This is a genomic window from Flavobacterium sp. YO64, from assembly GCF_004119505.1.
In the GTDB taxonomy this organism is placed as follows: Bacteria; Bacteroidota; Bacteroidia; order Flavobacteriales; family Flavobacteriaceae; genus Flavobacterium; species Flavobacterium oncorhynchi.
The window spans coordinates 47,342-61,771 of the sequence record NZ_NRQV01000001.1 but is presented as its reverse complement, the minus strand read 5'-3'; the positions used below and the strand labels follow the sequence as shown (position 1 = coordinate 61,771).

The following is a 14,430-nucleotide window of genomic DNA, read 5'->3' as shown; positions in this document are numbered from 1 at the left end:
ATCTTATCTATCTAATTACTATCTTAAACTAAATAAAGCGCATCACAAAGTACCAGAATGCAAGGGTTAAAAACGAAATTGGAATTCCGAAACCAATCATCATACTACTCAATTTTGGTTTTAAACCATAAGTCGAAGCTAGAATTGCACCCGTAATCATGGGCGCCATTGCCGTTTCCATAATCGTTATTTTTATAGGCTCTGAATGTTGGTTAAAAACAAATACATACAAAACCATAATAATAAACGGTGTGAGAATCAATCTAAAAAAAAGACCAAGATGAAGAAATCGCCAATGTTGACTTCTTCTATCAAAAGTAAGCTGTAATCCTACCGAAAGCAAAGCAAGAGGTGTTACCAAACTGCCAATTTTTAATAAAAAAGATTGTACGTTTAGTTCTAAGTCATATTCAAAGACATTTAATAAACAGGCTGCAACAAAAGTAATAAAAGGCGGAAAAAAGATTATTTTCTTACAAATACTCCATGCGTCTGGACTTCCTTTAGAATAAAATGCAGCTACAAAAACACCTAAAGTAGAAACTACCACAAAAGTTCCAGGCTGATCTACCAATATCGCAGTTTCTAATCCTTTTTTGCCATACAAAGCTTCTATAATTGGATAGCCTAAAAAAGAGGAGTTACTTAAACCTGCAGTTAAAATTAAGCAGCCAATTAATTTATTCGACCAGCCTAACTTTTTTCCTAAGAAATGAAAAAAGACAAATGCCAATAAAAAAGCAATCCAGCCAGCTCCTATAGGAAACAGTAATTCGTTACTCCATTTTATTTTCGGAATATGATATAAGGTAATTGCAGGCAAACATAAATAAATGACAATTTTATTTAAAACCTTATAAATAGAAGTTGGAAATCGTTTTACATGCTGTAAAATCAAACCCAAAGCAAGAAAGAAAAATATAAGTATAAAATTATTCATGGCGCTAAAAGCCTCAAAAATACATTTTTATTGCATGTAAGTTTTTATAGAAGCTAAACATTTTAGCTTCCGTAATCCTTTTTTAATTTTCTCATTAATAATCTCACCCCATTAACTGTTGCTTCATTAAAAGAATTGGTAAAAATGATGTACGCGATAAACTTTTTTCGATCGATCGAAGCAATCGTATAATACGTTCCCGCAGTTCCAGAATGCGTCGAAAAGTCCTGATTGTTCTCGTAACTATTAAACCAACCCAAAGAATAACCTTCGATTCCTTTATGAATAAAATGATAAGTACTTGCTTTTAAATAATTATCCTGACCTTGAAGTCCCTGAATATTGAGCTGAATAAACTTAATATAATCAGTAAGTTTAATATTAATATCACCCGCAGGTTCTGTATAATCTAAATGATAATCTGTATTTGAAGGAACGGGACTTAATTTATTGTTTTCAAAAGAATGTCCCCATGTATCTTTTGCTTTTACATTTTCTGGCCATGACAATTTAACATCAAGTTTCAAATCTTTATTAAAAACCTCATCAACCAGTTTTTCCCAGCTTTTTCCACTCACTTTTTCGACCATCATTGTGGCGAGAGTGTAACCTGCATTAGAATAAACATATTTGTGGTCAGCCTCTATTTCTGCAGGATTTAAGGTAAGTACAAATTTCCCAAACTGATTTCTTTTCTCCTGATGTGTACCTGTAAAATTAGGAACTGCTGGGTCGTTTTCTCCCTGAAAAGGCTGAATTCTAGCTTGGTGCGACAATAATTTTTCGAGAGTTACAGCGTAATATTCTGGTTTTGAAGTTTGCTTTAAATCTGGAAATAAATCAAAAAATTTAGACGTCCATTTCAGTTTTCCTTTTTCAACATATTTTGCAATAATAAAAGCGGTCATCGCTTTCGTATTCGAACCAATATGAAATCGGTCATTTAACGAAGCTGCATCAGTTAAACTTATCGAATGCAATCCAGATGCATTAATTTCTAACGTTTTACTGCCATTAACAACGGCATAACTCAATTCTGGAATTGCATGTGCAGCACGAATAGAATCTGCATATTGCGCATGATTTTGTCCATACATCAAAGTTGAAAAACAATAAAAGAAAAGGAATCTTAATTTAAATTTCATTGTAATAAATTGAGAGTGTTACAAATTAATTACAAATCTAATACTAATAAAAAACACGCGAGTTCTCAAATCATTTTATTTTAATGCATTAGCCCCATTTCATTCAAAAATTAATTTTTAGTTAAAATCTTTTTTATTTCGTCAAAGCTTCTTACATTTGTAACATATTTTATTACAGTATGATTTCAGGTAAATTTGCCATAACGATTCACATTCTTACTTTGCTGACTAAATTCCCTAATGATTATTTATCATCAGAGTTTATTGCCGGCAGTATCAATTTAAATCCTGTTTTGGTTCGAAAAGAAATTGCAAACCTAAAAGCACATCATATTGTAGAAAGTAAAGAAGGGAAAAATGGCGGAACAAAATTGGCCGTAGATGCTGCGAAATTGACTTTAAAAGAGATTTTTGAGATGACTTTTGAAACTATTAATTTGGGGTATGCAAAAAATGAACCTAACCCAGATTGTCCTGTTGGAAAAAAAATCAATCAAAATCTAGCTGATTTATATCGAGAAATGAATCAGAAAGTGAGTGCACAATTAGAGAATATTTCGCTTGAAGATTTTTCGAACCAATTTTAAAACTATTTTTTTAACCTAAACTGTAACATTTTTTATTACTAAATAAATTTATATATTATGAAAATCGCAATTATTGGAGCTACAGGATTTGTTGGCTCAGCCATCTTAAATGAATTAGCAGACAGAAAACATGAAATTTCGGCAATTGCCCGAAATCCAAAAGACACTACAAATGCAACTTGGATTGCAGCGGATGTTTTTAATGTTGATGCTTTGGCAGAAGCTTTAAAAGGACACGATGTTGTAGTAAATGCTTTTAATCCAGGATGGACGAATCCTAATATTTATGATGATTTCCTTAACGGATCAAAGGCACTACAAGAAGCTGTAAAAAAATCAGGTGTAAAACGTTTTATTACCATTGGAGGCGCAGGAAGTTTATTTGTTGCTCCAGATTTACAAGCAGTAGATACTCCAGATTTTCCAAAAGAAATCTTTAATGGTGCAAATGCAGCCAGAAACTACTTGAATATAATTAAAGAAGAAAAAGATTTAGACTGGGCATTCTTTAGCCCGGCGTTTGAAATGCACGCAGGAACTAAAACAGGAAGAACTGGTAAATACCGTTTAGGTTTAGAAAACCCAGTTTTTAATGACGAACAAAGAAGTATCTTATCTGTAGAGGATCTAGCAGTTGTTATCGCTGATGAAGTTGAAAACCCAAAACATCATCAAGTACGATTTACAGCTGGATACTAATTTTAAGGTGCTAAAGCCCTAAGATTCTGAGATACTATGTTTTTTTATATTAAAGCTAAGTTCTGTATGTCATTCTGAGCCAGAAACTCTGTAATACTAATCAGACCCGACAGGTTTTAAAAATTTGTCGGGTCTCTTTGTGTCAAAAAAATGCTGCTAAATAATCTTTGCCGAGCTGTTTGTGTCAATTCTTTGACTTCATTCGGGAAGAAAAAAATATGATAACAAATTCGTGTAAATTCGTGTAATTCGTGGCAAACTAACTTTTTGAAACTGTTTTTGTTTTCAGTACTTTTACATTATTAAAAAAGTACTTTGTCAAGTTTAAAGAAACAGTCGAGCAGTTTAACTGAAAAAGCTGGGATTTCATCTCCTGAAATCACCAATGTTTCGGCTATTAATCAAATTAAAAACAAACGCAGACAACAACCTTCTGCCGGCGAATTAATCTCTGGAATTCTTTCTGGAAATAGAACGGCTCTCAGCCGTGCCATTACTCTTGTAGAAAGTACAAATCCTGAGCATTCTGAGAAGGCAAATGAAATTATAAACGGCTGCCTGCCTCATGCAAATAAATCTGTCCGAATAGGAATTACGGGAGTTCCCGGAGTTGGGAAAAGTACTTTTATAGAAGCATTTGGAACCTATCTTACACAGACAGGAAAAAAAGTGGCAGTTCTAGCCGTTGATCCAAGCAGTTCTATTTCACACGGAAGTATTCTTGGAGATAAAACCCGCATGGAGGAATTAGTAAAAGATGAAAATGCTTTTATACGCCCAAGTGCATCTGGAGAAACTTTAGGCGGTGTGGCTCGCAAAACTCGTGAATCAATAATTTTATGTGAAGCAGCTGGTTTTGATACTATAATTATTGAAACAGTAGGCGTTGGTCAAAGCGAAACTGCTGTTCACAGCATGGTAGATTTTTTTCTTTTATTAAAAATTTCTGGCGCAGGCGATGAACTTCAAGGTATTAAACGCGGGATTATGGAAATGGCAGATGCGATTGTAATTAACAAAGCCGACGGCGATAATATTAAAAAAGCAAATCAGGCAAAACTTGAATTCAACAGAGCTTTACATTTGTTTCCTCCAAAAAAATCAAACTGGCAGCCAAAAGTAACTACTTGCAGTGCTATAACTAAAGATGGAATCTTAGATATTTGGAATACAATTTCTGAGTATTTCGAATTAACAAAAGAAACAGGCTTTTTTCAAGAGAAAAGAAAGGAACAAAATCATTTTTGGATGATGGAAACAATAGACGAACAACTAAAGCAAAATTTCTATAACAGTCCTGAAATTATCTTCCTTTTAGAACAAAACAAAAAAGCAGTGCAAAATAATGAAATTTCACCTTTTACGGCTGCACAGAGTTTATTAAAATTGTATTTTAATAAAGGTTCATAGGAAATAGATTCAAAGTCGTAAAGGCTCAAAGTCGCAAAGGTTTTTTCTTAGTTTGCCTTTCTCTTTCTTTATCACACTTTCTAAAGGTATTTTAAAAAGGCTTAAAATAACAAAGGTTCAAAAAACAAAGTTTTTAACTCTGTTTTCTGAACCTTTGCTCCTTTGTTGCTATGCACCTTTTAACCTATTTTTTAGCTCTAAGCTTGTATTTACTTTCTTTATACAAATTACCTGCTGTAATTACGTGTGCCAAGGCATCTTTTGCCAATTCTTCGTTTAATTTTACAGGAACTAAAGTCGTATCATTTTTAACTTCAAACTGAAGAGGTTTTAAATTAGGCTGCATAATTACAACCTGATTTTCGACTCTAAATGCATTAATATCATTAAACTGCATTATTGCTCTTCCTTGTACCTTTTCATCAAGTTTGCTTAGATTTCTACCTACCATTGGTGTTTCAAACGGAAGTCCTAAATAACTCAATAATGTTGGCGGAATATCAATTTGACTTGCTAATTTATTATAAACAGCACCTTTTGGAACTCCAGGTCCCATAATAAAAGCTGGAATATGGAATTTGTTTATTGGCACTAAATTTTTTCCGTAAGTTCTTGTATTATGATCCGCAATTACAATAAAGATTGTATTTTTAAAATAAGGCTCTTTTTTAGCCATTTCAAAGAATTTTCCAATCGAAAAATCGGCATACTTCATGGCATTGTTTACCGTTGCAGGTTTTGCATCATAAGGTTTTATTCTGCCTGCAGGATATTCAAAAGGTTCGTGATTTGAAGTAGAAAACATTAAAGAGAAAAATGGTTTGTCGCCTTTTGCCTTAAAGTAATTATTAGCTTTAGTTACTAAATCTTCATCAGAATAACCCCAAGTACCTTTAAAAGCGTATTTATTTCCATCAGATTCAAAATCTTCTTGATCTACAATATCCTGAAAACCATTTCCATTGAAAAACGACGCCATATTATCAAAATTGGCCATTCCTCCATAGATAAAACTCGTATCGTATCCTTTTTGTTTTAAAGCATCAGCAAGTGTAAAAAATCCTTGTTGTGAGTTTCCTAATTTTACCACACTTTCAGATGGTGAAGGCAAAAATCCAGTTACAACGGCTTCTATTCCGCGTACACTTCTTGTTCCTGTGCAGTATAAATTGGTAAACAATAATCCTTCTTTTGATAATTTATCAAATTCTGGTGTCAAAGGTTTTCCTCCCAAAATTCCAACATATTCAGCACCTAGACTTTCTTGTAAAAAAATCACCAAATTGTATGGCTTTTTCATAACAGAATCTGGCTGTTGCACATGAAGAAACGGAATTTCAGCATCGGTAAAATCATTTGGACCAGCAATCATGTATTTTTTTACACGAGCTATTGCTTCTGCTTCATCCATTTTACCGTACATTTTTGTGTTTCCTTCATTCTTAATTGAATAAGCAGCAAAAGCAACAGTATAAAATGAATTTAATCCTAAAGTATTGGTCAATTGATCTGTTGAGAAAACAGCATTACTGGCATTAATAGGACGCTTTGAAGTAAGACTTGAACGTGCTCCAAAAAACAATAAAAATGCTAGTAATGGAAAAACCATTAATTTGAATTTATATTGAGTACTTGTAGTATGAAAATACTTTTTCCCTTTTTTGAAAGCAAAGTAAATCACAACTCCTAAAATTAAAAAAGTTACAATAATAGAAGTCAAATAACTTTTTAAAAGCATTCCGACAACTTCTTTTGGGTAAATAAGATAATCTAAGAAAATTTTATTGGGACGTGTGTCGTATTGTTTGACAAAATCAGGTGAAGCTAATTCTACAAAAAGAATCAGAAACAGGAATAAAAAACTATAAATTACCAAAAAATTATTGGTGAATTTGAGCCATTTATTGGGTAAAAAAGTAATCAAAACGGCTGGTAGAAATGACAAATAGCAAAGTAAAATCAAATCCATTCGCAAACCGATTGGAAAAATGTACCAGAAATTTGGTGTTTCTACTACTCTTTCTTTAAATAGAAAAAATAAAAAGATTCGGCTTAAAGTAGTAATCAGTAATCCGATTAAAATAAAATTAACTATAGGTTTTAAATAACGTAAATTTTTCATTAGATGATTTAAACTATTTTTTGATTAAGGCAAACTCCAGCGAAACACTCTGGTGCGTTTCTACTCTTCGTAACGTTTTATTTCTCTGTCATAGAACTCATTTGCCAAAACAATCAAGCCTTCCATTTCTGCATTTAACTCTGCTTCATCAAGATCTTCAGCTTCTTCCATAAATTCAACCTCATCATCTTTTAGATTGATTATAAATCTAGGGTAATCAAGGTGAATGATAAAAATATCATCTGGAAAATCAGTATTATCTCCAAGTAAAAATTTAGGTAGTTCCATTTTTATTTATTTATTATTTTGTTTTATTTTTTTTTCCCGAAGTTATCGAAACGCAAGGATTAAAAGATTTATTATTTGTTTAAGTCATTTAATCCGTGCCAAATTCTTATTTTCTGCTCAAATTTAAGTATTTGAAACTGAATTAGTATTTAATTTCTTAGTTAAATAATGAAAGCGAATGAACAAGAAAATCGCCGCCGCGGTTAATCCCGCTAAAAGTCCGATCCAAACACCTTGTGCTTTCCATTCAGTATGTTCGCCTAAATAATAGGAAATCGGGAAACCAATTATCCAATAGGCTACAAAAGTGATATACATTGGGATTTTTACATCCTGCAAACCACGTAGAGCTCCAAGAACAACTACCTGAATTCCGTCAGAAATTTGAAAAACTGCCGCGATTAAAAGTAATTTTGATGCAATACTTATTACTTCAGTATTATCAAGAATCTGCCCAGTATTTTCCATATTTAAAAAGATATATGGCAGGTAATCATGAAAAACAACAAAGAGTATCGCAAAAACAGTTTCTATTATAATGGCAAGCAGGAAAATAGAACGCGCCACAACAATTAACTTTTTATAGTCTTGCAATCCTCTCTGATTACTAACTCTAATCATCGAAGTTACGCTTAATCCCATCGCAAACATAAATGTCATCGAAGCAAGACTTAAAGCAATTTGATTGGCTGCCTGGCTCGTTTTACCAATATTGCCGCAAAGCCATATTGATGCTGTAAATAAAACAACTTCAAAAAGCATTTGCATTGCCGATGGAAATCCAATACTTATAATTTTTTTAATGGTAGCTTTTTTAATTTCCTGAAAGCTGAAATTCTTGAAAAAACGCTTTAAATCATTTCTTCTAGAAAGCATAATATGCATAAACATAACTAAGAAAATTCTAGAAATTACAGTTCCTAAAGCGGCACCAATAATTCCCATTTTTGGAAAAATCCATATTCCATAAATCAACACATAATTGATTCCTACGTGCAGTACATTTGCCATAATCATGGCATACATAGAGTATTTTGTCAATGATAATCCGTCAGCAAATTGTTTGTATCCTTGATACATAATTAGCGGAATCAACGAAAATGCCACCCAGCCTAAATATGGTTTTGCCAGTACAATTACTTCTGCCGGCTGCTGCAGTAATTCCATTATCGGTTTTGCAAACATAATTACCGTAAAAAGAACCAATCCTAAAATGGTACATAAAAATAATCCGTGATGAAAAGCAGATCTAATTTTAGTATCGTTTTTTTCAGCATCGCCTTCGGCAACTATTGGAGTAATAGCAGTAGAAAAACCAATTCCAAGAGACATTGCTATAAAAATCATACTGTTTCCAAGAGAAACTGCTGCGAGTTCAGTACTTCCTAGTTTCCCCACCATTATATTATCAACAATACCAATTAAGGTATGCCCAACCATTCCTAAAATTATAGGATATGCTAATTTTAAATTGTATGAAAACTCTTTGGTGTACTGCTTTAAATTCACTTCTATTCTTTTTTAGTGTGCAAAGATAATCAGAAGCTTCGAATTCTATTCTATTAATAAAAAGATAAGCCAATTTTAAGGTGAATTTTGGCTAAACGCAATATTATGTAACGATTTTTTAAAATTATATAACGAGCTCCAAAGGTCTTGATCCTACTTTTACAATATTAGAAATTCAAAAAAAAATTGTCATGAGAAAATTACAAATGTTATGCCTGGCGACTTTCGCTTTTTTATACGCCAATACCACTTTCGCTCAAGACAGTGAAACAAAAAATTACGATAAAGGTTTTAGATTAGGATTTGGTGTAAATGGCGGAATACCAACTGACAATGATTACAGATGGTCGCTTGGTGGAGATGTTCGTTTGCAATACGATTTATCTAAAAAAACATCGTTGACCTTAACTACAGGTTTTACAAACTTGTTTATGAAAGATCAAAATGGAGTTGAAGTAAAAGATCTTGGATTTATACCTGCTAAAGCTGGTTTTAAAGCCTTTATCTGGGAAGACCAATTTTATGTTTTAGGTGAAGTTGGTGCTGGTTTTGCTGTAACAAATGGCTATAACGACACTACATTTTTGTGGGCGCCGGGAATTGGATACGCCAATAAGTACATTGATATTAGTGTTCGCTATGAAGACTATAACAAATTCAATACCAACCAAGTGGCATTACGCTTAGCTTATGGTTTTAAATTATAAAAAGAAAGGTTTAATTTATTATTTTGTTTTTGGTAACAAGCCCGATAGTTTTCATAGTCTATCGGGCCTTGTTTTTTTATACCATTGGTCAAAAGAGAAGTGTCATTAGTCAAATGATTTTTTAGGATTGATTTAGAAGGCAGTAATTCGCGGAAAAATTAATCAAATCATGAACAAAACAGTTTTTTATTTAGCACAAGTTTTACTTTTTTTATTGCTTTCTGTTGCCACGAGGGCACAATCTGGAATCTCAGGAGAATTTAAAGTCGATTATGTTCCTTTTTCTAAGTACGTTCGACCAATGGACAGTACTAAGACAAATGCGGAAAGTAATTTCAAACGAGCTCAAATTGCTTTTGAAGTTCCATTATCTTTAAAAATGGATCAATACAATCATCCAAGGCTCTGGTCTATTTTTGTTAATGGAAGTTATGCCCGAATGGAGAACAAGAATTACGAAATTCAATCTCTGCCACCAGAATTTCAAGGAGGATTTCCAGATGAACTACTCAATGCACAAATTGGTATTAAACATTTACGCTCTCTTTCACCTTCTTGGTCATTATTGACTATGTTGTCCGTTGGTGTTTATACCGATATGGTCGAAATTAATAAAGATGATGTTTTAATACAAGGAGGTGTACTTTTTATCAAACAATTCAATCCTAATTTGGCTTTTGGTATGGGACCAGTTTTAACCAATAGTTTTGGTGTTCCGATGGTTCTGCCTGGAATTTACTTTAATTGGGAATCTAGAGGAGCTTTACATTTTAAAGTTGCGTTTCCTGAAGGTTTAGAATTAGGTTACCGAATGTCTGACAATTTTGATTTAAAAGCTGTCGCAGAAATAAGCGGAATGACTGCCGAAACAAGGGTTGGAAATAAATCGATGTTATTAGGATATCAGCAAATTATTGCGGGATTGCGTCCTCAGATAAAATTAGGAGAACACTGGACATTAGAACCTACAGCTGGAAGCACTATTGTTAGAAATTTCTCAACTAACAGCCGAAAAATTAAAGACATTTTTAAAGAAAAAGATATAGCCGATCCAAGATTCACTACTACTTTTTATGGAGCTGTCGCTTTAAAATGGAAATTCTAATGCTATCGACTTAATAAGTTTTTATACACTACCTCTTTCAGCAATGCTTCTCGGCGTGTTCTTGAAATAGGTAGTTCTTGCCCTTTTATAAACAATCGTCCGCCAGAAACAGAATCTATGTGTGTTATATTTACTAAAAAAGATTTATGAATTCTAAAAAAAATCTCTGTCGGGAGTGTTTCTTCTAATGAAATCATGGTTTGATGAATGACCAGCACTTTATCTTTAAAATGAAGTTTGGCATAATTCTGCATTCCTTCAATATACAAAATATCAACCCAAGAAATTTTTTGAAATCCTTCTTCCTGACGCACATACAAAAACGGATCCAATTGATTTTGCTTTGGAGATTGAATCATTTGACACCATTGTTTTGCTTTTAACGAAGCCTGATAAAAACGCTGAAATGTAATGGGTTTCAATAAATAATCAACTACTTGCAAACGATATCCATCTAAAGCATGTTCTGAATATGCCGTTGTAAAAATCACTAAAGGAGGATTATCCAGCGATTCTAAAAACTCTAAACCAGAAAGATATGGCATATTAATATCCAGAAATAATAAATCAACCTTTTTATCCTGAATATATGAAGTTGCTTCTAATGCCGAAGCACAAGTGCCTGCAACTTCAAGAAAATCAATTTTAGAAATAAAATCTACGATTCCGTTTCTTGCGATAGGTTCGTCGTCTATAACGAGGCATTTCATAGTCATAATCTTGTTTTGTTTCTGGTTTGGTGTTTTTTTGTTTCACGCAGATTTGGCAGATTTTTTTTGAAATCTTTTTAATCTGATAATCTGTGGCAAAAAATTTAACCGCAAAGAGCGCAAAGGTTTACGCAAAGTACGCAAAGTTTTAAGTCTTAAAAAGGATGCAAAGATCACAAAGCAACATGTTAAGATTCTACAGATTAAAAATTCGTGCTAATTCGTGCAATTCGTGGCAAAAGTAAAATCATTTTAAATCTAAAATCACTGTAACCGTAAAATCCGAAGCAGTTTTATTGATATTAAATTGATGTTTTTCTGGATACTGGATCGACAGTCTTTTCTTCACGTTTTCAAGCCCTAAACCTTGATTTTTAGACGGTATTTTATATTGTTCAGTATATGAATTTTCAATTCTAAAATTCAATTGATGGTTTACCTGTTCGCATGATAAATGCACATAACCTTTTTGGTTTGGAAGTCGAGAAACATGTTTAAAAGCATTCTCAATTAACGGAACCAAAAGTAATGGCACAATTTGAAGCTGTCCGTCTTCAATATTCCATTTGCTTTTTACTTCTAACTCATTTCCCCATCGGGTTTCTTCAACAGCAATTAAATCTTTCAAATATTTAATCTCAAGATGCAGCGGCACATATTCTTTGTTGCATTCATACAATTGATAACGCAAAATATCCGAAAACTGAACCAATAAAACAGACGCCAATTTTACATTACTCTGCATTAGAATATGAATATGATTCAGGATATTAAACATTAAATGCGGATTAATCTGATCTTGTAATATTTTGATTTGAGCTTCAAGATGTACTTGTTGCAATTGCGCGTGATTTCTTTCGATGACATTATGTTCCTGATAAAATCGAAGTCCGCAAGCAGTACCGCAAATTAAAATCGCTGACGGAATGTTGCCGTAAAATCGTGTCCATAAAAAATGAAGAGAATCCACATCTGCTTCTTCAGGATATATTCTGCTTCTCAAAACCGAATCTGAAAAAACAATATAAATCAATGACAGACAAAATGCCAAAAGCAGTACAACAATAACGCTTTGTACCGCAAAAGAGTTCATTTTATTTTGTTTTAGTGCTTTGGGTAATATAACATCGCTCAAAATATGAGCTAAAACGGCAGAACAAAACAAAACTAAAACAGCCTGAATTGTAGCCGTCAAAAAATCGTAATCTTCGATCATCTGCGCCCAGATTGTCATACCTAATAAGCTCCAAAAAAAGACTAAGAATATCCAATGCCTATTTTTATATTTTGCAATCATCTAAAAAAGATCTATAATTATGAGAAAGTTTGAGTTCAAAAATACCCCTATATTTTCTAAAGAAACAGCAAAGAACCAAAAAGATTCTGTGCTGTTCATAAGGCTAAACGATAAGTTGTGAACTTATAAGAAAAAGTATCCAACGCTTACATTAAACGAATTTGGTTTAGAGCTGAAATTATTACTTATATTATTTAATCCACCTTGGTAAATTACATCTACAGTAAATTTCCACATTTCAACTCCTGCCCCAACCTGATATCCAATATTCGATTTATCAAATTTCTTATACGAATCTTTTAACTGGTTCAATGACGAAAAATTTTCATCCAAAACATAAGAATAAACTCCGCCTCCAAATACTCTGATATTTAAAGCCTCAAGATCAATTACTTTGTAACCAATAAGTAAAGGCATTTCAAGACTTTTCCATTTTGCATTTTTAGATCCTGTTGAAGTCGTTTTTTCGATTTCTGAAGATTTCTCGCTGTATAAGATTTCATTTTGAATATAGAATCTCTTAAAATCAAATCGAGCCATAGCGCCTCCAAAATAACCAACAGCATATTTTGATTTGTAACCATCTGAAACTGGAAGCTCAGAATAATTAGATCCGCCTTTAATTCCAATATGAATTGGAAACGAAGATTGTGCATTAATTTTAGAAGAAACTAATCCGAAAATAAAAACTGTAGTCAACAATAATAATTTGTACATGTTCATAATAATAATGTTTATAATTTGATGCAAAGGAGCACAAACCTCAACCACTATTAAAATTAGTTTGATGAACTACATTAGTGTTTTGACAAACGGATTTAAATAATTGCTATTTAGCTGTTTTAACTAAACGATTCCTATTTAGAACCCAACTTCAAAAAACAAACCCAACAAATTTTAAAAACCTGTCGGGTTCATTATAAAAAAATGATCTAATGATCTAATTAATCATTTTCTAGTGCCTTTTTATACATTTCGAAATTAGCTTTTATTTTATCGTCTAATTCTGGTTCCTTAATATCGGTATGTTTTTGCATTTCTTCCCAAATAATTTTTGCCACAATGTAACGTGCCATTTCCTTATCATCGGCAGGAACTACATACCACGGCGCATAATCTGTAGAGGTTTGATTAATTGCTTCTTCATAATATTGCTGATATTCTGCCCAATGTTCACGTTCCTTCAAATCGCCTGGTGAAAATTTCCAATGGTGTTTTTCTTCTTCTAAGCGGCGCAATAAACGATTCTTTTGTTCGTCTTTACTTAAATGCAAAAAGAACTTCATGACAATAGTTCCGTTTTGAGCAATATGTTTCTCGAAATTATTAATCTGCTCAATTCTGTTTTCCCAAAATTTAGGCGTAATATCATCGATAGATTTTATATCTGGCAAATTCTCCGACAAAATATATTCTGGATGAACACGCGTTACCAAAACATTCTCGTAGTGCGTTCTATTAAAAATGGCAAACTTTCCTTTTTCGGGTAAGGCAATATAATGACGCCATAAATAATCGTGTTCCAGCTCTGTTGAATTGGGTGTTTTAAAACTATGCACCACGACTCCACGCGGGTTAAATTCTTTAAAAACTTCCCGAATCAAACTGTCTTTCCCTGACGTATCCATTCCTTGAAGGCAAATTAAAACTGCATATTTATTATGAGCATACATGACATCCTGCAAATCACTTAATTTCGCCTGAACCTTATCCAATTTCTCTTCCTTTTCATCGTCATCAGCATCAATATTTAACAAAGTAGGAAGTTTACTTAGTTTGATTTTATCTGTAACTTTAAAATCTTTCGGGTCTATTGATTTCATATTTTTTTAGTTTTTTGTATCATAAATATAGTAATTTTACGAATTCCGATAACTATCGGAACTGCTATTCATTGCAATACTTTTCAAA

At 32.7% G+C, this 14,430-nt stretch carries 14 protein-coding genes; 5 read left to right on the top strand and 9 right to left on the bottom strand.

Features of this window, described 5'->3' with window-relative positions; genetic code table 11:
- Nucleotides 1–28: 28 nt before the first annotated feature.
- A complete protein-coding gene (locus BOW57_RS00310; RefSeq protein ID WP_129052635.1) occupies nt 29–940 on the bottom strand; it encodes an AEC family transporter in 912 nt (303 codons plus the stop codon).
- Nucleotides 941–1,002: 62 nt separating this feature from the next.
- Nucleotides 1,003–2,085 (bottom strand): serine hydrolase, encoded by a 1,083-nt coding sequence (locus BOW57_RS00305; protein WP_129052634.1) that lies wholly within the window; start codon nt 2,083–2,085, stop codon nt 1,003–1,005.
- A gap of 179 nt (nt 2,086–2,264) precedes the next feature.
- Here BOW57_RS00305 and BOW57_RS00300 point away from each other — a divergent pair, with 179 nt between their 5' ends.
- The 3 genes from BOW57_RS00300 to meaB all read left to right on the top strand — a co-directional run bounded on the left by BOW57_RS00300 (nt 2,265) and on the right by meaB (nt 4,781).
- A complete protein-coding gene (locus tag BOW57_RS00300; protein WP_129022928.1) occupies nt 2,265–2,672 on the top strand; it encodes an Rrf2 family transcriptional regulator in 408 nt (135 codons plus the stop codon).
- 57 nt (nt 2,673–2,729) lie between these two features.
- Nucleotides 2,730–3,371, top strand: coding sequence for an NAD(P)-dependent oxidoreductase (locus BOW57_RS00295; protein WP_129052633.1), 642 nt, complete (start codon nt 2,730–2,732; stop codon nt 3,369–3,371).
- 315 nt (nt 3,372–3,686) lie between these two features.
- Entirely contained in the window at nt 3,687–4,781 is a 1,095-nt protein-coding gene (gene meaB, locus BOW57_RS00290; RefSeq protein ID WP_129052632.1) for a methylmalonyl Co-A mutase-associated GTPase MeaB, read from the top strand.
- Between the two features lie 184 nt (nt 4,782–4,965).
- On the opposite strand, the gene BOW57_RS00285 is transcribed toward meaB, so the two are convergent.
- The 3 genes from BOW57_RS00285 to BOW57_RS00275 form a co-directional block, all read right to left on the bottom strand.
- Nucleotides 4,966–6,903, bottom strand: coding sequence for an LTA synthase family protein (locus BOW57_RS00285; RefSeq protein ID WP_129052631.1), 1,938 nt, complete (start codon nt 6,901–6,903; stop codon nt 4,966–4,968).
- A gap of 60 nt (nt 6,904–6,963) precedes the next feature.
- The gene (locus BOW57_RS00280; RefSeq protein ID WP_055095484.1) at nt 6,964–7,191 is read right to left on the bottom strand and encodes a hypothetical protein; all 228 of its coding nucleotides are present in this window, start codon (nt 7,189–7,191) and stop codon (nt 6,964–6,966) included.
- Between the two features lie 123 nt (nt 7,192–7,314).
- Entirely contained in the window at nt 7,315–8,700 is a 1,386-nt protein-coding gene (locus BOW57_RS00275) for an MATE family efflux transporter (RefSeq protein WP_129052630.1), read from the bottom strand.
- 191 nt (nt 8,701–8,891) lie between these two features.
- Between BOW57_RS00275 and BOW57_RS00270 the strand changes: the two genes are divergently transcribed.
- Together BOW57_RS00270 and BOW57_RS00265 are read left to right on the top strand one after the other, a co-directional pair.
- Nucleotides 8,892–9,407 (top strand): hypothetical protein, encoded by a 516-nt coding sequence (locus tag BOW57_RS00270; RefSeq protein ID WP_089052898.1) that lies wholly within the window; start codon nt 8,892–8,894, stop codon nt 9,405–9,407.
- Nucleotides 9,408–9,576: 169 nt separating this feature from the next.
- On the top strand, nt 9,577–10,512 hold the full coding sequence (locus tag BOW57_RS00265) for a DUF6268 family outer membrane beta-barrel protein (RefSeq protein ID WP_129052629.1): 936 nt from the start codon (nt 9,577–9,579) through the stop codon (nt 10,510–10,512).
- Between the two features lie 2 nt (nt 10,513–10,514).
- On the opposite strand, the gene BOW57_RS00260 is transcribed toward BOW57_RS00265, so the two are convergent.
- The 4 genes from BOW57_RS00260 to BOW57_RS00245 form a co-directional block, all read right to left on the bottom strand.
- A complete protein-coding gene (locus BOW57_RS00260) occupies nt 10,515–11,228 on the bottom strand; it encodes a LytTR family DNA-binding domain-containing protein (RefSeq protein WP_206734727.1) in 714 nt (237 codons plus the stop codon).
- A gap of 241 nt (nt 11,229–11,469) precedes the next feature.
- Complete coding sequence (locus tag BOW57_RS00255) at nt 11,470–12,519, bottom strand: sensor histidine kinase (protein WP_164973651.1); 1,050 nt, start codon at nt 12,517–12,519, stop codon at nt 11,470–11,472.
- A 123-nt stretch (nt 12,520–12,642) separates the two neighbouring features.
- The gene (locus tag BOW57_RS00250) at nt 12,643–13,242 is read right to left on the bottom strand and encodes a porin family protein (protein ID WP_129052627.1); all 600 of its coding nucleotides are present in this window, start codon (nt 13,240–13,242) and stop codon (nt 12,643–12,645) included.
- 221 nt (nt 13,243–13,463) lie between these two features.
- Entirely contained in the window at nt 13,464–14,342 is an 879-nt protein-coding gene (locus BOW57_RS00245; RefSeq protein ID WP_129052626.1) for a PPK2 family polyphosphate kinase, read from the bottom strand.
- Between the last annotated feature and the right edge of the window lie 88 nt (nt 14,343–14,430).